Raw genomic sequence first — 16446 nt, 5'->3', positions numbered from 1 at the left:
TCAACATGCCGAAGCGCGCCATCATCACCGACCAGGCGGCCCCGGCCGGCGGCCCCTATTCGCACGCCGTCGTCGCCGGCGACACGATCTACCTGGCCGGGGCAGTCCCGGCCCGGCCCGACGGCACCCGGGTGACCGGCAGTTTCGCCGACCAGGCGCACGCCGCTTTCGGCAACCTGGCCGCTGTCGCACAGGCCGCCGGCGCGAGCCTCGACGACGCCGTGCGGGTGGGCGTCTACCTGCGCGATTTCGGTGACTTCGCCGAGTTCAACGAGATCTACAAGCAATACATCAAGGGCGACAACCTTCCGGTACGCACGACTCTGCCCGTACCTCTGGTCGGTTTCGACATCGAGATCGACGCCGTTCTCTACAAAGGCTGACCCGCCCGGATCGCCGGCCGGTGCCAGAATCCGACACTCAGCAAGTAGTCATGAGACAACTAGGCATATAGCATCATCGGCATCCGGTGTCGGAAGGAGCCGAAATGCCGATCGATGTGCGGCCCGCCAGCGAGTACGAGACGCTGCTCAAATCTGTGATCGAGAAGCAGCCCGAGGACGCGCTGCGGGTCCTGTTCGACGTGGACCTGGTCGGGCGCCGGCTCACCCAGGAACTGCCGTCCGCGGGGCAGAGCCGGCTCAGCCGCGGACGGGACGTCATCTTCGCGCTCCGGCTCGAGGACAAGGAACCGGAGGACGCCTACCCGGCCCCGAAGCACGACGTCTACCACATCGAAGTGCAGGCCGAGCCCGAGGACGGGTTCAAGGAATGGCTCTTCGCCTACTGGCTGGAACTGGCCGAGCAGTACGACGTAGCGCACCACCGCATCATCCAGCTGGTCGCCTGGCCCCTCGGCGGCGGCGACGACGGCGTCTTCCGCCGCGACGGCCTCACCCTGCACTACCGCTCGATCAACGTGCCCGCGGTGAGCCCGGCACGCGTGCTGTCGAGCCCTCTCGCCGCGCTCGCCCTCTGGCCGAAGACCACCCGCTGACATGACAGTTGACGAGGCACCCGGCGGCAGCGCACCAGCGCGGGACTACGATGGCCTGTTCAAGTCACTGATGGAGGCCCACCCGGAGGACACGCTGCGCGTTCTCTTCGGGGTGGAACTCGACGGCCGACATCCGGTCATCGAAGGGCCGACCGAACAACAACGGCATCTCACCCGGAACCGGGACAAGGTCTTCGTCGTCTACCGCGAAGCCGAGGAGGGCCTGCCGGCCCCACTGCACGACCTCTACCACGTCGAGGTGCAGGTCGAACGAACGCGGGACTTCCCCACCCGGATGGCGGCCTACTTCTGCTCCCTCGCACTCAAGTACGATGAGTCGAGGTACCGGATTCACCAGCTGGCGCTGTGGCCGCTGGGCGGCGGTTGCTCCGGATATTTCCGACGAGGGCGCATGCATCACGCGTACGACTCGGTGAGTTTGCCGGATGACCTCGACGCCGACCGCCTTCTGGCGAGCTCACTTGCGCCGCTGGCGCTCTGGTCCAAAAACCCCCCACCGGACGCGGTGGAGCAGGTAGCCGACCGGATCGCCGCCGTACCGGATCGCGATGACCAACTGGTACTGGTTGAGCTGGGTAAACTAGGCGCCAGACCGCTCGCGGATCAGCTGATCAAGGCTCTGGTAAGGAGAGGCATGAGTGACATACTCGAACAGACGGAGTTCGGCCGTGACCTCGCCCGGCGCTCTCGCGAAGCAGGCCGTGAAGAAGGGCGCGAAGAGGGCCGCGAGGTAGGGCGTGAAGAGGGCCGCGAGGTAGGGCGTGAAGAAGGCCGGGTCGGCACGATGGCGCTTCTGTTGAAGCACAGCTACGGGCCACTGGACGACCTAGCGGACCTGGCACGCAAGCTGGTGGCCAGCGACTACGAACAGCACATCGAATGGGTCGTGAACCGCGTTCCGCTGGACCGGCTGCGCTCCGCCTGAGCCCGGCGCTCCGCATTGCTGGCGCTGGTCGAAAAATCCCCCGCCGGACGCGGGGAAGCAGGCAGCGGAGCGGATCGCGATGACTCCGGCAGGGAGAGGCATGAGGGACGTACTCGAACAGACGGAGTTCGGCCGTGACCTCGCCCGGCGCTCTCGTGAAGAGGGCCGTGAAGAGGGCCGTGAAGAGGGCCGCGAAGAAGGCCGGGTCTACACGATGGCGCTTCTGTTGAAGCACAGCTACGGGCCACTGGACGACCTCGCGGACCTGGCACGCAAGCTGGTGGCCAGCGACTACGAACAGCACGTCGAGTGGGTCGTGAACCGTGTCCCGCTGGACCAGCTGCGTTGTGGGCGGTGGCCGACGTCTTCGGGTGGGTGCTGAGGACGCCGGCCGGGGCGGGTGGGAGACGGCACGAGAGAGTGGCTAGCCGTCGGTGATCGTCAGGGCGGACATTCCGGCTACGGCCTCGATGTCGAAGCCTGCCGCCCCGTCGTTCTGCCAGCCGTTCGCGGTGAAGGACTGGCCCGGGGCGATGCCGCGGTGGGTGGCGCCGGCCAGGGTGACGGCGCCGGCGCCCGACTGCACCCGCACGCGCACCGGGGTGGCCTCGGCCAGCCGCATCGACCACTGGTCGACACCGCCGGTCATCCGCACCGGCACCGGGCCGGCCGGGGCGGGCAGGGTCAGGTCGATGCGGTTCGCGCCGCCGTGCAGGTCCACACCCTCTACCGTCGCGCCGGTCATGTCCACTGTGGTCCGGGTCGAGCCGCCGTCCAGTTTCAGGGTCCAGCGCACCGCCCGGTTCAGGACGATCGCGACCTCCTTCGGCTCGCCTTTGGAACCCGCGGGCAGCAGCAGCCGGAGCGCGTCGCCGGAATCCTCGACCTTCGGGGTCACGTCGCTGTCCGCCGGGGTGGTCACCCGGTACAGGTCGTCGCCTAGATCGTCGGCCCGCAGCCGGACGGTGCCGGCGCCGTCCACGAGTTCGAACAGTGCCGCCTCGCGGCCGTTGACCGCCCCGCTGACCTCGTCGCGACTCACGCCTTTCGGACCGACCGCTTCGGTGCGGTCCGTGTTGCCCCAGTTCGGGGCGACCAGGATCGCCGCGACCAGGCCGACCAGGAACAGGGCCACGCCGGCGAGCACCAGCGGACGACGGAGTCGACGCACCCGGCCGCTCCGCGCGACCTCCTCGTCGCTCGGCTCGCTGAACCCGGGCAGGCTCAAGCCGGGCACGCTCAAGCCGGGCATGCTCAAGCCGGGCGGAGCGAACTCGTCGTAGACGGAGCCGCGGTAATCGTTGTCGTAGTCCACACCGTCGAAGTCCGGCTGCGGGTCGCCGGCGAAGGGCGTCTCGGCGGGATAGTTCTGCGCCTGCGGTCCGGCCACCGGGAAGTGCTCCGCCGGGTACTCGCCTTTCGCGTACTGCTCGGCGCCCGGCCGGTCACCCTGGAAGTGCGGCGCACCGACCGCATCCCGGCTGTAGTCGTCGTGCACGTACTCGGCGTAGTCGAACACGTCGGACGAGTCGGTTTCCAGGTGGGCCGGGTCGGGTTCCGGGGCCGTGGACGGATCGTCGTCGCCGGGCGGGTTGGGGGCCATCGTTCCTCCTGGGTCGGACACGCCGCCACCCGCGATATCGGAGCCCTCGGCGCGTCTCTCGGACATCACTACGGACGAAGGGGGCCCGGGGGTTGATCTCAACCGAGGTTCACGTTGTCGGATGGGACTCATGGAGATCACTGGATTGGGTTGGCTGGGCACCAGGACGGACCGGCCGGAGGCCCTCGCCGACTTCTACCGGCGGGTGCTGGGACTGCGCGAAATCCGTACCGAACCCGGCTTCTGGCTGTTCAGACTGCCTGACGGCCGGGACGTCGAGATATTCGGTGCCGGGCAGGGCAAGGACCATTTCGACACCGGACCGGTCGCCGGTTTCGCGGTGCGGGACCTCGCCGCCGCGGTGGCCGAACTGCGGGCGGCCGGGGTGGAGTTGCTCGGTGAGCCCGGCGAGAGCTGGCAGCATTTCCGGGGGCCGGACCGAAATGTGTACGAGTTGACGGCGCACTGAGCTCGACCCGCGGGACCGGGCCGGTGGCCGGGGACGGCGGTAACCACCGACCGGCCGGTCCGGTCCGCACGGGACACGTCCTGATCCCGTACTGAAAAAGGTATTGATCTTGCGGTTTCCGGTACACCGGGGGTAACACGTGTGAAACTTCCGGCTGCGAGCATCGGCCGGTAATCAGGGAGGTTCGTTTGTTCCTCAGCCAGCACGAGCAGGAACGTTTGCTCATCCATGTCGCGGCCGACGTGGCCCGGCGCCGGCAAGAGCGCGGCCTCAGGCTCAACCATCCGGAAGCGACCGCGATCATCACGGCGTTCCTGCTGGAGGGGGCGCGGGACGGACGCACCGTCGCCGACCTGATGGACGCCGGGCGGCGCGTGCTGACCCGTGACGACGTCATGGAGGGTGTGCCCGAGATGCTGGCCGAGGTGCAGGTCGAGGCGACCTTCCCGGACGGGACCAAGCTCGTCACCGTGCACGGGCCGATCGCATGATCCCCGGCGAGGTCATCCTGGGTGACGGGCCGATCGAGATCAACCCGGGGCGTGCCGTGCTGGCGCTGACCGTGCGTAACACCGGGGACCGGCCGGTGCAGGTCGGCTCGCACTTCCACTTCGCCGAGTCGAACGCCGCCCTCGACTTCGACCGGAAGGCGGCCTGGGGTTACCGGCTCGCGGTGCCGGCCGGGACGTCGGTGCGCTTCGAGCCGGGCCTGCCGCGCGACGTCGAACTGGTCATGCTGCGCGGCGCCCGCATCGTGCCGGGGTTGCGCGGCCTGGCCGGCGGATCGCTTGACGGCCTGCCCGACGAGGCGCCGCCGGCGGCGCCCGAGGAGACACCCGAGAACGGCAGCCCGCGATGACCACACTCGACCGGGGGCGGTACGCCGCCCTCTACGGACCCACCGTGGGCGACCGGATCCGGTTGGCCGACACCAACCTGCTGATCGAGGTCGAGGAGGACCGCAGCGCCGGTCTGTCCGGACCCGGCGGACAAGCGGGTCCAGGGCCTGGTGACGAGGTCGTGTTCGGCGGCGGCAAGGTCATCCGCGAGTCGATGGGGCAGTCCCGCGCCACCCGCGCCGAGGGCACCCCCGACACCGTGATCACCGGTGCCGTGATCCTCGACCACTGGGGCGTCGTCAAGGCCGACATCGGCATCCGCGACGGGCGGATCGTCGGGATCGGCAAGGCCGGCAACCCGGACACGATGGACGGCGTGCACCCGGACCTGGTCATCGGGCCGGGCACCGAGATCATCGCCGGCAACGGCAAGATCCTCACGGCCGGGGCGATCGACAGCCACGTGCACCTGATCAGCCCGACCATCCTGGACACCGCCCTCGCGACCGGCATCACCACGATCGTCGGCGGCGGCACCGGACCGGCCGAGGGCACCAAGGCCACCACCGTCACCCCCAATGCCTGGCATCTCGCGCGGATGCTCGAGGCGATCGACGTCTTCCCGGTGAACGTGCTGCTGCTCGGCAAGGGCAACACCATGTCGGCGGAATCGATGTGGGAGCAGCTGCGCGGCGGGGCCGGCGGGTTCAAGCTGCACGAGGACTGGGGCACCACGCCCGCGGTCATCGACGCCTGCCTGCGGGTCGCCGACGAGTCGGGTGTGCAGGTGAACATCCACACCGACACCCTCAACGAGGCCGGCTTCGTCGAGGAGACGCTGCGGGCGATCGCCGGGCGGTCCATCCACGCCTATCACACCGAGGGCGCCGGCGGCGGTCACGCGCCGGACATCATCACCGTCGCCTCGCACCCGAACGTGCTGCCGTCGTCGACCAACCCGACCCGGCCCTACACCCGAAACACGCTGTCCGAACATCTCGACATGCTGATGGTCTGCCACCACCTCAACTCGGCGGTGCCGGAGGATCTGGCGTTCGCGGAGAGCCGGATCCGGCCGTCGACGATGGCGGCCGAGGACGTCCTGCACGACCTCGGGGCGATCTCGATGATCGGCTCGGATTCGCAGGCGATGGGGCGGGTCGGCGAGGTCGTGATGCGCACGTGGCAGACCGCGCACGTGATGAAGGCCAGGCGGGGTGCGCTGGCGGGCGACGGCTCGGCCGACAACAACCGGGCCCGACGTTACGTCGCGAAATATACGATCTGTCCGGCGGTGGCGCATGGCATCGACGCGCACGTCGGATCCGTCGAGGTCGGCAAGCTCGCGGATGTCGTGCTCTGGGACCCGGCCTTCTTCGGCGTGCGGCCCGCCCTGGTCATCAAGGGCGGCATGATCGCGTACGCGCAGATGGGTGACGCCAACGCGTCCATCCCGACGCCGCAGCCGATGCTGCCGCGCCCGATGTTCGGAGCCTACGGAGCGGTGCCGGCCCAGACGTCGCTCGCCTTCGTCGCGCCGGCCGCGATCGACGCCCTGGTCGGCGACCGCATCGGGGTCAAGCGCGGGTTCGCCCCGGTCGGCGACACCAGGCAGATCGGCAAGGCGGACATGCCGCTCAACGACGCCCTGCCCCGCATCGAGGTCGAGCCCGACACGTTCACGGTGCGGATCGACGGTGAAGTCGTCGAGCCCGCGCCGGTCGAGTCCCTGCCGATGGCGCAGCGGTACTTCCTGTTCTGATGAGTCTCGCGACGCTGCTCGTGCTCGCCGACGGGCGACTGCCCGCCGGCGGGCACGCCCATTCCGGCGGCCTCGAGGCCCAGGTGGCGGCGGGCCGGGTCAAAGACCTGGCGGACGTGTACGCGTTCCTCCGCGGCAAACTGGCCACGGGTGGACTGGTCGCCGCCGCCTTCGCCGCGGCCGCCTGTGCCCGGCCGGCCGAGTGGGCCGAGCTGGACGCGGGCCTCGACGCCCGGACACCGGCACCGGCCCTGCGCAAGGCCTCCCGCGCCCAGGGCCGGGCCCTGCTGCGAGCCGGCCGGTCGATGTGGTCGCTACCGGCCGCTGTGGTGCCGGCCTCGGGTACGGCTCCGCGGGAGATGCACCAGCCGGTGGCGTTCGGGCTGCTCGCGGCCGGCGCCGGGCTGCGGCCGCACGAGGCCGCCGTGGCCGCCGCGCACGGCAGCACCACCGGCTCGGCCAGCGCCGCGGTGCGCCTGCTCGGGCTCGACCCCTTCGCGGTGCACGGGCTGCTCGCCCGGCTCGCCCCCGAATGTGACCGGATCGCGGCCGACGCCGCGAACCGGTCCGCCGACCCGGTCGACGACCTGCCGGCCGCGGGTTCTCCCCTGCTCGACATCGGCGCCGAGCACCACGCCACCTGGGAGGTGCGTCTCTTTGCTTCCTGACCACACACACGGCGGTGCTTGGCCCCGGCCGAGCGACAACTACGAACACCACGACGAGGTGCCGCACACCCACCCCGACCCGGGTGTGGACCCGCACACCCCGCTCGGCACCGGCCCGCGGGCGCTGCGCGTCGGCATCGGCGGTCCGGTCGGCTCCGGCAAGACCGCGCTGGTCGCGGCGTTGTGCCGGGCGCTCGGCGAGGAGCTGCGGCTGGCCGTGGTCACCAACGACATCTACACCACCGAGGACGCCGACTTCCTGCTCCGCAACGGCGTACTGCCGGCCGAGCGGATCCGCGCCGTGGAGACGGGTTGCTGCCCGCACACCGCGATCCGCGACGACATCTCAGCCAATCTGGACGCGGTCGAGGAGCTCGAGGAGACCCTCGGCCCGCTGGACCTGGTGCTGGTGGAGAGCGGTGGCGACAACCTGACCGCGACGTTCAGCAAGGGCCTGATCGACAAGCAGATCTTCGTGGTCGACGTGGCCGGCGGCGACAAGGTGCCCCGCAAGGGTGGCCCGGGGGTGACCACCGCCGACCTTCTGGTGATCAACAAGACCGACCTGGCGCCGATGGTGGGGGCCGATCTGTCGGTGATGGAGCACGACGCCAAGCACCGCCGGGGTGACCTGCCCACGGTTTTCCTGTCGCTTGTCGAGGACCGCAACGCCACCGCCGTCGCCACCTGGATCCGGGCCCTCGCGTGCGAGCCCTCGCCCAGGTCGTAGCGGAGGCGGACGACCGCGGCGGCACCCGGCTGACGGTGCTGCGCGGCGAGTCGCCGCTGCTGGTGCGACGCACCGGCGGGCGGTCCGGCCCGGGCGCGACGGTGCACCTGGTGGGTGGGGCGGCCGGGCCGCTGCGCGGCGACGACCTGCGGATGGAGATCACCGTGGGGGCGGGCGCGGCCTTGACGGTACGCAGTGTGGCCGCCCAACTGGCGCTGCCGGGACGACCGGCCCCGCCGTCGCGGCTGACGATCCACGCGGAGGTGGCCGGGACCCTGCGGTGGCTGCCGGAGCCGCTGATCGCCGCGGCCGGATGTGACCACTGCACGGAGACGCGGGTGGAGGTGGCCGAGGGCGGCGAGCTGTTGTGGCGGGACGACCTCGTCTGCGGCCGGCACGCCGAGCCGTCCGGCGACGCGCGCCTGGAGACCACGATCCGCTATGCCGGTAGGACGCTCTACCGGCACGCACTCGGCGTGGGCCGGCACGCCGACGGCTGGGACGGCCCCGCCGTGCTGGGCGGCGGCCGCGCCGTGGGAACGGTGGTGGCGGTGCCCGGTTTCGCGGGGTCGTTACCGGCCTCGGCGGGGGCGGCGCTGATGCCGTTGGCCGGTCCGGGCGTTCTCGCTACCGCCGTCGGCCCGGACATCCGGCAGGTGCGGGCGGCTCTCGATCCGCTCTGCGAGCCGGTCGAGGAGGCGCGCGGGGGCAACGAGTCGACGTTGCCCCCGTGGCGAGCGGAACCTCAGGCCGCGACCGCGATCGGTACGCCGTGAGCGTCCGTCAGCGCTAGCCGGGTGCGCAGGTTGCCCTGCTGGGCGACCCGGGCGAAATACTCCGAGCGACGGCGTTGCAGGCACCCCTTGCGGGTTCGCGGACCGCCGGCCGCCACCGTCAGCAGCTCGGGTGCGAGGGAGCTGTTCAGTCCCTCGCGGAGCAGCTGCAGCGCCTCCGTGCGCAGCTGCGAGATGCGCGACTCGGTCACCCCCAGCCGGGCCGCCACGTCGCTGAGCGGCTGCTCCTGCAGGAACGACTCGGTGACCACCATCCGCAGGCGTTCCGGCAGGGCCTGGATGGCCTGATGCAGGTAGCCGAGGCGTTCCCGCTTCAGCAGCAGGTCCTCCGGGCCTTCGGACAGCTCGGGCACCATCTCCTCGGCGGCCCCCGTCGGGAACCCCTGCAGACTCAGCAGAGCCGCCTTCTGGACGTCGTCCTCCACCGTCGCCAGCTCCGCCACCCCGATGCCCAGGTATTCCGCCACCTCGGCATCGGTGGGCGTTCGACCCAGCGCGGCGGTCAGCTCCTGCCGGGCCGCGGCGGTCCGCCGGGCCCGAGCCCGCACCGATCGACTCGCCCAGTCCTGGCCGCGCAGCTCGTCAAGCAGCGCCCCCCGGATCCGCACCGCGGCGAAGCGGTGGAAGGGGATGCCCCGGGTCACGTCGAACGAACGGGCCGCGCCCAGCAGAGCGGCGAACCCGGCCGAACTCAAGTCGTCCGCATGGACGTGGCCAGGAACGCGGTTGAGAAGTTCCCGGACCAAGTGGCCAACCATCGGCATGTGTTCGCGGACGAGGTCCTCGATGTCACGCCCGGACGGCGCGTCATGGGTAGTGCCGATGGTGGCGGGGAGTTGGGTCGTGGATGTCACGTGGTCCTCCTCGCTCATACGACCGGTTGCTGAAACCGGCTGACGAGGAGAACATTGGCCGCCGAAAGGTGCAGCGGTGGCCGAACTCGGTTGCTTTTATGGTGCTTTTTGCGAGAAAAGCTCAGGTAAGAACGGACGTGGGCGCGACCACTCCGGTGAGCTCCTCGTGCACCCAGTTCATCCGGCGGACGGCGCAGTCCGGGTGGTCCCCGAACTCGGTGGCGACCTCGGCGGCACACCCGTCACTGCCGTGCAGCAGGATCATCGCCGTGACCGCCTGCTCCACCGTCGTGGTGTTAGGGCAGTCGGACGGCTGAATGGTGGAGACGAACAACGCCTCGGCCGCCAGGTCCTTCACGATGCTGATCATGTCGAAACTCCCCGATGTACGACCTCGAAAGGGCCCGCTGGAGCGATTCTGTCCCGTGCCGGCGGCAGCATGCAGCAGCCACGCCGGTCACGTGTCGCATCGGTGGAAAGGCACGCGGATCGCGGCGGATCGCTCCAGAAAAGTGCCTGCTCACATCGTCTTCACAGTAACGCGACGATCGGCCGCCCGGCACATGGTTTCTGCCCCGGGCGACCGATCGGAAACACCTCAGATGTCGCCCGGACAGTTGAGATCGGGCACGCAGTCCAGCGCAGGCGTGGAAGTCGGCGGAGCGGACGACGGTGCCGTGGTCGGCGCCGTGGTCGGGGCGGACGACGGAGCTGTGGTCTTGATCTGCCCGGGGTCGGGTTCCTTGCCCGTGGGTGCGGTGGTCGGCGCGGTGGTCGGCGCGGGCTTGGTGACACCGGTTGTCGGAACAGTCGGCGTGGTCGGCGTCGTCTTCGTGGGCGAGACGACTATGACACCGGTCGTCGGGTTGATCGACACACCCGGAAGCGGGTTGTTCCCCGACGCTTTCGGGGCCAGCCGCGCACCGCCGTCGGACAGGTGCTCCACCTGGCGAGCCGGTTCACCCGGCGCCTGCGACACGAACGTCTCGCAGGTCCGGTTGTTGAGCATGAAGGCGAGCGGCGCGGTGTTGTTCTGCGTGTAGGCGCCCTTGATCGTCACCGTCGTCGCCTTGAACGGTGGAAGTGCCGTGGGTGAACTCATCGTCACCGTCCGGTCCGCCTGCTGCAGCGTCTTGGTGGCGGTCACGACCTGGTCGCCGGGCATGATGAACCACAGCTTCCACGGTTCGATCGCCACTTCGTTGTCCCGGTTGGCAACCGTCACCCGGGCCTCGAACTGGTGGTTCGAGACCTTCCAGACGGCATAGCTGACCACGCACTTGCCGGTGGCCGCCACGACGCTGGGCTGGGGGGTGCCGGTGGCGCCGGGCGCGTGTCCGGTGCCGCTGGTCAGACTCCAGCCGTAGGTGCCGGTGCCGAGCAGCAGCACGGCGCCGGCCGCGAACATGACGCGCCGCGTGTGGTTCTGCGGCGGGTCGTTGCGGCTCTTACCCTTGCCCGAGCCCACCGGGGGCTCTCCGGGCGGCTGGGTGCCGTCGAACGCGGGCCGCAGTCCGCTCGCACCGGCTGCGGCCGCGCTCATCATGACCGGTCCGGAGCGCAGCGCGCCGAACCGGCTGTTGCGCACCGGTGCCTGCTCCTCGGCGTGCGGAGCGGACGGCTCCGGCGAGCCGCCGGAACCGTAGAGGACCGGCGCTCCGGCAGCCCCGTGCGGGGCCGGTGATGCCGGAGTGCTCTGCGGGCCGGGCATGCCGTTGCCGCGGATCACGTCCGGATAGGACCGCTGGCTCGGCAGGATCGTGGTGTCCTCGCCGCTCTCGGACCAGTCCGGAACGTAGCCGCGGGCCGCGCCGGGCGCACCGGCCGCGATGCCGGCCAGCACGTGCGCCAGTTCGGCGCTCGACGGGCGGTCCGCCGGACGCTTCTCGAGGCAGCGGCCGACGAGCGCGGAGACCGCGTGCGGCAGGCCCTCGACCGACGGAAGCGGGTCGGGCTCGATGTACTGGTGGGCGCGCAGGAGTGCGGTGGTGGTGCCGACGTCCCACGGCAGCTGCCCGATAAGCGTGCGGTAGATCAGCAGGCCGACCGCGTAGACGTCGGTGGCCGGGCTGACCTGGCCACCCTCGAGCCGCTCGGGCGCGAGGTAGGCCGGCGTGCCGAGCAGGCTGCCGTCGGGGTCGATGTCGTTCTCCCCGATCAGGGCGGAGATGCCGAAGTCGACGACCTTGGCCCCGGTCGCGGTGAGCATGACGTTGGCCGGGGTGACGTCGCGGTGCACGATGCCGCGCGAGTGCGCGGCGGCCAGTGCGGCGGCCACCTCGGCGGTGATCCGGACCGCGTGCTGCCATGGCAGCCGGCGGGCCCGGGCGAGAACGGCGGCGAGCGACTCGCCGTCGATGAGTTCCATGACGACGTACGGCACGGGCTCACCGTCGACGGTGACCGCCTCGCCGTAGTCGTAGACATTGGTGATGTTGGGGTGGGACAGACGAGCGGCAGCCTGGGCCTCAGCCCGCAGCCGACGCCGGAAGGCCGGGTCCGCGCTTGTCGACGGCGGCAGAACTTTCACCGCGACCAGGCGCCCGAGCACCTCGTCGAACCCTCGCCACACCACTGACATCCCGCCGGCACCGAGCCGCTCCACCAACCGATATCTATCGGCCAGCAGGCTCGCTCCGGGCAGGTCCGTCGTGCTCATGTGCCCCCACATGTGCGCTCCGAAGTAACGCCGAGCCGCACCGCCATGCTTCTCGACGTTGGGGCCGCACCCTCACAGGTGTTCCCCATCAACGGCGAGATGTTAGCCCACTATCGGCATCTACCACGAGCGCTCGACAGCGGCATCTACCTGCGAACCGTTACCGTCCGTTTCCCGTCATATCCCACTCGTCGAAGCGGGCGGGACCACGCCAAAAGTCGGATCTTGGACGCAGCGCCGGGCCTTTTTCCCTGAGAAAAACCTATTTAGCGGGAAAATTCGGAACGGTCGCAAGTTCAGCGTTCTGAAGGTCCACACCGGAGGAATCCACACCCTGTCGTCATCCGATCACTGATCGGAACAACGACAGTAACAAACAGATGATCTTTAAATACTCGCCGTATGACAAAAGTTGAAGGGTCTAGCTGTGCAACCCCATCTGATCGGGTGATCCCCTCGGCTGTTCAGTCAGATCCCTGTGCCATTGTCCCCCGACGAGGCAAACCGCCGGGAAGTGGGGACTTTCGCCGCTCAACCCTGCAGTACGCCCCGGACCAGCTCGCGCGCCGGTGACCGCAGCGCCCCCGGCGCGGGAGTCGTCGGCAGCGGCGCACTCCCGGCACGCGCCGCCCCCAGCTCCGACAGCAGGCGGAGCACCGGCGCCAGCCTCTCGTACAGCACCAGGACGACCTCCCCCGGCCGCGCCAGAGACAGCGCCGACGTGATCGCCTCCCGGTAGCTGTCCGCCCGCATCGACAGCAGCTTCGGCCGGCGGGCCCGCATCTCCCGCTCGACGAGCGCGGACACCTCCCCCGGCTCCCGGCCCCGCGGATCCTCGTCGTCGTAGAGCACGGCCCGGCCCACCCCGTCCGCGACGATCTGCGCGCACGCCGCCAGCAGGTCGTCCCGCCGGTCGCCGGGCAGGGTCACCGCGGCCACGCACCGTTCGGCCCCCCACAGCTCGTGCAGGGTCCGCAGAGTGGCGGCGAGAGCGGCCGGGTTGTGCGCGTAGTCGACGAACACGGCCACGTCACCGAGCCGCAGCAGGGTGGCGCGGCCGGGGTTCGCCACGGCCGGGTCGAAATCGGCGAGGCGGCGGGTCACCGACTCCTGGCCGGCCCCGAGGGCGCGGGCGGCGGCCGCGGCGGCCAGTGCGTTCGCGGCGGCGTGCAGGGCCGCTCCGCCGTACGCCCCGGGCAGGTCGGCCAGCCGCACCAGCGGGGTGCGCCGCGCCCCGGTCGCCTGCACCAGCCAGCCGTCCTGCAGGAGGAAGGCGGTGGCGCCCTTGGCGAGGTGCTCCACCACGACCGGCTGCCGGGGATCGAGACCGAACCAGACGATCCGTTTCCGGTCGGCGCGCACCCGCGGCCGGTCGACGAGCGAGCGCACCCACGGGTCGTCGGCGTTGAGCACGAGTGTGCCGCCGTCCCGGACCCGCTCCGCGACCAGGGCCTTGACGTGCGCGAGGTCCTCGATCGTGGCGAGCCCGTCCTGTCCCAGGTGATCGGCCGTGATGTTGGTGAGCACACCGACGTCCGACCAGTCGTACCCGAGACCGCGTTTGAGCAGCCCGCCGCGCGCCGTCTCCAGCACCGCGACCTGCACCCCCGGATCGCCGAGGACCATCTGCGCGGACAGCGGCCCGGTCGCGTCCGCCCGGAAGATCTCCCGCCCGTCGATGCTCACCCCGTCGGTGGTGGTGAGCCCGATCCGCTTGCCCGAGTCCCCGAGCAGGTGCGCGGTCATCCGGGCCACCGTCGTCTTGCCGTTGGTGCCGGTCACCGCGACGGCCGGGATGCGCCCGTCCGACCCGGCCGGGAACATCGCCCGCACGATCGCGTCGCCCACGTCGTGCGCGCGGCCCCGCACCGGCGCCAGGTGCATGCGCAGGCCGGGCACCGCGTTGACCTCGATCACGCCGCCGCTCACCTCGTCGCCGGCACGCACCGGGGCGAGCGGGTCGGCGATGTCGGCCAGCCGCAGGTCGATGCCGCAGATGTCCAGCCCCACCAGGGCCGCCACCCGCAGGCACAGCCGGGTCACGTCGGGGTGCACCCGGTCGGTGACGTCGTGGCTGGTCCCGCCGGTGGACAGGTTGGTGGTCTCGCGCAGCCAGACCTTCTGACCCGCGGACGGTACGTAGGCCAGCGTGTGCCCCTGCCGCTCGAGCACGCGCAGCACCGCGTCGTCCACCGTGATCCGGGTCAGGACGCGGGAGTGGCCGGCCCCCCGGCGCGGATCGGTGTTGGTGCGGTCGACCAGTTCGGTGACCGTGCTGCGGCCGTCGCCGACGACGTGCGCGGCGATCCGCTCGGCGGCGGCCACCACCTCGCCCGCCACCACCAGCACCCGGTAGTCACGACCGGCCAGCTGCCGCTCGATGATCACGTCCTCGCCGGCGGCGCTGAACGCGTACGTCGTCTCCGCTCCCGTCATGACGTTCAGCGTGACCCGATCGCCCTGCCGGCCCTGCCGGGGTTTGACCACGACCGGCCCGCCCAGCTCGGCGAAGAGCCGGGCCGCCGCGGCCGCCGTGCATGCCTGCCCGCCGGCCGGGATCGGCACACCGGCGTCGGCGAGCAGCCGCCGGGTGATCTCCTTGTCGCCGGCGATGTCGATGCCGACGCCGCTGGTGCGGTCGCTCATCGCCGCCCACGCCAGCCGCCGCCGGTTGCCCCAGCCCAGCCGAATGAGGCTGAGGTCGCCGCACCGTTCGACCGGGATGCCACGGCGCCGGGCGGCCGCGATGATCGCCCGGGTGCTCGGCCCGGTCGCCTCGCGTTCGGCGAGCGAGGCGATCGCGGCGAGTTCGGCGAGCCGGTCGGCCGCCGATCCATGCTGCATCTGCGGGATGCCGGAAGCGGCGGAGGCCAGCGCGACGCCGGAGAAGGATCGCCCCGCCACGATCTCGGTGACCAGCTCCACCGCCATGGTCAGCAGGTCCCGGGGCACCGACGAGTCGCTGGGCTCGTCCACCGGACACTCCAGGATCAGCTGGTAGACGCTCGGCTCGTCGGTCGAGACGGTCCGGCCGAAGCTGACGTCCCGGCCGATCAGCTGGGACAGCTCCAGGCAGACGTGCTCGGTGACGTGCCCGAAATAGGTGCCGCCCCGCAACCGGCTGACGAACCCGCCGGGCGCGCCGGCCGCGCAGTGGTGCTCGGTGAGGCCGGGCAGCGCGCGCAGGAGCCGTTCCGGGAAACCGGTGATGTCGCAGGTCTCCACCCCGGCCAGGGCACCCAGGTCGAGCCGGGCGACCACGGCCGGGCGGGACAGGTAGACGTTGGGTCCGCGCAGACGGCGCAGGCTTTCGATCTTCATGTGACTCCCCGTTCGGCTGCGGGTGCGTCGACGACCGGCCGGCGTCCCGTGAGGTGGAAGGCGTGACCCGCGGGCAGCACGTGGATGCGTGCCCCGGCCAGCGTGATCGGGCCCCGGGCCGGAACCCGGATGTCGGTGGCGGCGCCCGCGTCGACGACGGTGACCGCGCCGCTGCCCAGCACCTCGAACCGGTCGCCGTCGGTGAGGATCGCGGTGTTCTCGTCGATGCCCAGGCCCAGCTCGTGCGGATAGAGGGCGACGGCGCTGAGCAGCCGGTTGACCCGGCCCCGCTCGGCGAAGTGCTGGTCGATCAGCACCCCGGGGAGGAACTCGAGGCCCGGCCCGGTGCGTACGCTCGCGCGGCTCACGCCGGGTCCGTCGCCTTCGACGATCATGGTGCCGGACATGACGGCCGCGCCCGCGCTCGTCCCGCCGAGGACCGTCGCGCCCGCCGCCACCAGGGTCTGCAGCAGCGAGTCGGTGGCCGTCCCGCCGATCACCGCAGTGATCCGCTCCTGGTCACCGCCGGTGAAGAACACACCGGAGGCGCGCCGCAGGACGGGTTCGGTCACCGGGGAACAGGCGTCGGCCCGCGTGTCGATCCGCAGTGGCACGACCTCACCCGCGCCGAGGGCGGTGAACGCCTCGCAGTGCGTCTCCTCCGCGGCGGCCGGCGCCGACGACGCGGTGGCGATCACCACGATGCGGGCCGCCGGGCCGCCGGCCAGCTCGACGAACCGGGCGAGCAGATCGGGTCCGGCCGCACCACCGATGATCAGCAGACGCCCGTGACTCGACACAGTC

At 71.0% G+C, this 16446-nt stretch carries 17 protein-coding genes; 11 read left to right on the top strand and 6 right to left on the bottom strand.

Features of this window, described 5'->3' with window-relative positions; translation table 11 throughout:
* The first annotated feature begins 5 nt into the window (after positions 1-5).
* The 4 genes from Afe05nite_RS20755 to Afe05nite_RS20740 all read left to right on the top strand — a co-directional run bounded on the left by Afe05nite_RS20755 (position 6) and on the right by Afe05nite_RS20740 (position 2325).
* Positions 6-383, top strand: coding sequence for a RidA family protein (locus Afe05nite_RS20755; RefSeq protein WP_203818806.1), 378 nt, complete (start codon positions 6-8; stop codon positions 381-383).
* 104 nt (positions 384-487) lie between these two features.
* The gene (locus Afe05nite_RS20750) at positions 488-997 is read left to right on the top strand and encodes an RpnC/YadD family protein (RefSeq protein ID WP_203818805.1); all 510 of its coding nucleotides are present in this window, start codon (positions 488-490) and stop codon (positions 995-997) included.
* Between the two features lies 1 nt (position 998).
* Positions 999-1943, top strand: a complete 945-nt coding sequence (locus Afe05nite_RS20745) for a hypothetical protein (protein ID WP_203818804.1) — start codon at positions 999-1001, stop codon at positions 1941-1943.
* Positions 1944-2043: 100 nt separating this feature from the next.
* Entirely contained in the window at positions 2044-2325 is a 282-nt protein-coding gene (locus Afe05nite_RS20740; protein ID WP_203818803.1) for a hypothetical protein, read from the top strand.
* Between the two features lie 42 nt (positions 2326-2367).
* Here the strand turns inward: Afe05nite_RS20740 and Afe05nite_RS20735 are convergent, their stop codons facing one another.
* Positions 2368-3546, bottom strand: coding sequence for a hypothetical protein (locus Afe05nite_RS20735; protein ID WP_203818802.1), 1179 nt, complete (start codon positions 3544-3546; stop codon positions 2368-2370).
* A 130-nt stretch (positions 3547-3676) separates the two neighbouring features.
* On the opposite strand from Afe05nite_RS20735, the gene Afe05nite_RS20730 reads away from it, so the two are divergent.
* The 7 genes from Afe05nite_RS20730 to Afe05nite_RS20700 all read left to right on the top strand — a co-directional run bounded on the left by Afe05nite_RS20730 (position 3677) and on the right by Afe05nite_RS20700 (position 8790).
* On the top strand, positions 3677-4015 hold the full coding sequence (locus tag Afe05nite_RS20730; RefSeq protein ID WP_203818801.1) for a VOC family protein: 339 nt from the start codon (positions 3677-3679) through the stop codon (positions 4013-4015).
* A 188-nt stretch (positions 4016-4203) separates the two neighbouring features.
* Complete coding sequence (locus Afe05nite_RS20725; protein WP_203818800.1) at positions 4204-4506, top strand: urease subunit gamma; 303 nt, start codon at positions 4204-4206, stop codon at positions 4504-4506.
* A complete protein-coding gene (locus Afe05nite_RS20720) occupies positions 4503-4874 on the top strand; it encodes an urease subunit beta (RefSeq protein WP_203818799.1) in 372 nt (123 codons plus the stop codon). The genes Afe05nite_RS20725 and Afe05nite_RS20720 overlap by 4 nt, the downstream gene beginning before the upstream one ends.
* The gene (locus tag Afe05nite_RS20715; protein ID WP_203818798.1) at positions 4871-6616 is read left to right on the top strand and encodes an urease subunit alpha; all 1746 of its coding nucleotides are present in this window, start codon (positions 4871-4873) and stop codon (positions 6614-6616) included. The genes Afe05nite_RS20720 and Afe05nite_RS20715 overlap by 4 nt, the downstream gene beginning before the upstream one ends.
* Positions 6616-7284, top strand: coding sequence for an urease accessory protein UreF (locus tag Afe05nite_RS20710; RefSeq protein WP_203818797.1), 669 nt, complete (start codon positions 6616-6618; stop codon positions 7282-7284). The genes Afe05nite_RS20715 and Afe05nite_RS20710 overlap by 1 nt, the downstream gene beginning before the upstream one ends.
* Positions 7274-8014 (top strand): urease accessory protein UreG, encoded by a 741-nt coding sequence (gene ureG / locus Afe05nite_RS20705; RefSeq protein WP_438868531.1) that lies wholly within the window; start codon positions 7274-7276, stop codon positions 8012-8014. The genes Afe05nite_RS20710 and ureG overlap by 11 nt, the downstream gene beginning before the upstream one ends.
* Positions 7990-8790, top strand: coding sequence for an urease accessory protein UreD (locus Afe05nite_RS20700; protein WP_203818796.1), 801 nt, complete (start codon positions 7990-7992; stop codon positions 8788-8790). Before ureG ends, Afe05nite_RS20700 begins: the two co-directional genes overlap by 25 nt.
* Here the strand turns inward: Afe05nite_RS20700 and Afe05nite_RS20695 are convergent.
* The 5 genes from Afe05nite_RS20695 to Afe05nite_RS20675 all read right to left on the bottom strand — a co-directional run bounded on the left by Afe05nite_RS20695 (position 8760) and on the right by Afe05nite_RS20675 (position 16442).
* Positions 8760-9662: a sigma-70 family RNA polymerase sigma factor gene (locus tag Afe05nite_RS20695; RefSeq protein ID WP_203818795.1), complete on the bottom strand. Its 903-nt coding sequence runs from the start codon at positions 9660-9662 to the stop codon at positions 8760-8762. The genes Afe05nite_RS20700 and Afe05nite_RS20695 overlap by 31 nt on opposite strands.
* Positions 9663-9783: 121 nt before the next feature.
* Complete coding sequence (locus tag Afe05nite_RS20690; protein WP_203818794.1) at positions 9784-10032, bottom strand: hypothetical protein; 249 nt, start codon at positions 10030-10032, stop codon at positions 9784-9786.
* Between the two features lie 228 nt (positions 10033-10260).
* On the bottom strand, positions 10261-12321 hold the full coding sequence (locus Afe05nite_RS20685) for a serine/threonine-protein kinase (protein ID WP_203818793.1): 2061 nt from the start codon (positions 12319-12321) through the stop codon (positions 10261-10263).
* A 531-nt stretch (positions 12322-12852) separates the two neighbouring features.
* A complete protein-coding gene (gene cphA, locus Afe05nite_RS20680; RefSeq protein WP_203818792.1) occupies positions 12853-15642 on the bottom strand; it encodes a cyanophycin synthetase in 2790 nt (929 codons plus the stop codon).
* Positions 15639-16442: a cyanophycinase gene (locus Afe05nite_RS20675; RefSeq protein WP_203818791.1), complete on the bottom strand. Its 804-nt coding sequence runs from the start codon at positions 16440-16442 to the stop codon at positions 15639-15641. The genes cphA and Afe05nite_RS20675 overlap by 4 nt, the downstream gene beginning before the upstream one ends.
* Positions 16443-16446: the final 4 nt, after the last annotated feature.

The sequence above is a fragment of the Paractinoplanes ferrugineus genome, from assembly GCF_016862195.1.
GTDB lineage: Bacteria > Actinomycetota > Actinomycetes > Mycobacteriales > Micromonosporaceae > Actinoplanes > Actinoplanes ferrugineus.
The sequence above is the reverse complement of the archived record's forward strand: the minus strand, read 5'-3'. Positions and strand labels throughout refer to the sequence as shown.

Coding starts and splice junctions, on each gene's coding strand:
- Afe05nite_RS20755 (WP_203818806.1), top strand. CDS start 6: ATGCCGAAGCGCGCCATCATCACCGACCAGGCGGCCCCGGCCGGCGGC.
- Afe05nite_RS20750 (WP_203818805.1), top strand. CDS start 488: ATGCCGATCGATGTGCGGCCCGCCAGCGAGTACGAGACGCTGCTCAAA.
- Afe05nite_RS20745 (WP_203818804.1), top strand. CDS start 999: ATGACAGTTGACGAGGCACCCGGCGGCAGCGCACCAGCGCGGGACTAC.
- Afe05nite_RS20740 (WP_203818803.1), top strand. CDS start 2,044: ATGAGGGACGTACTCGAACAGACGGAGTTCGGCCGTGACCTCGCCCGG.
- Afe05nite_RS20735 (WP_203818802.1), bottom strand. CDS start 3,546: ATGGCCCCCAACCCGCCCGGCGACGACGATCCGTCCACGGCCCCGGAA.
- Afe05nite_RS20730 (WP_203818801.1), top strand. CDS start 3,677: ATGGAGATCACTGGATTGGGTTGGCTGGGCACCAGGACGGACCGGCCG.
- Afe05nite_RS20720 (WP_203818799.1), top strand. CDS start 4,503: ATGATCCCCGGCGAGGTCATCCTGGGTGACGGGCCGATCGAGATCAAC.
- Afe05nite_RS20715 (WP_203818798.1), top strand. CDS start 4,871: ATGACCACACTCGACCGGGGGCGGTACGCCGCCCTCTACGGACCCACC.
- Afe05nite_RS20710 (WP_203818797.1), top strand. CDS start 6,616: ATGAGTCTCGCGACGCTGCTCGTGCTCGCCGACGGGCGACTGCCCGCC.
- Afe05nite_RS20690 (WP_203818794.1), bottom strand. CDS start 10,032: ATGATCAGCATCGTGAAGGACCTGGCGGCCGAGGCGTTGTTCGTCTCC.
- Afe05nite_RS20685 (WP_203818793.1), bottom strand. CDS start 12,321: ATGAGCACGACGGACCTGCCCGGAGCGAGCCTGCTGGCCGATAGATAT.
- cphA (WP_203818792.1), bottom strand. CDS start 15,642: ATGAAGATCGAAAGCCTGCGCCGTCTGCGCGGACCCAACGTCTACCTG.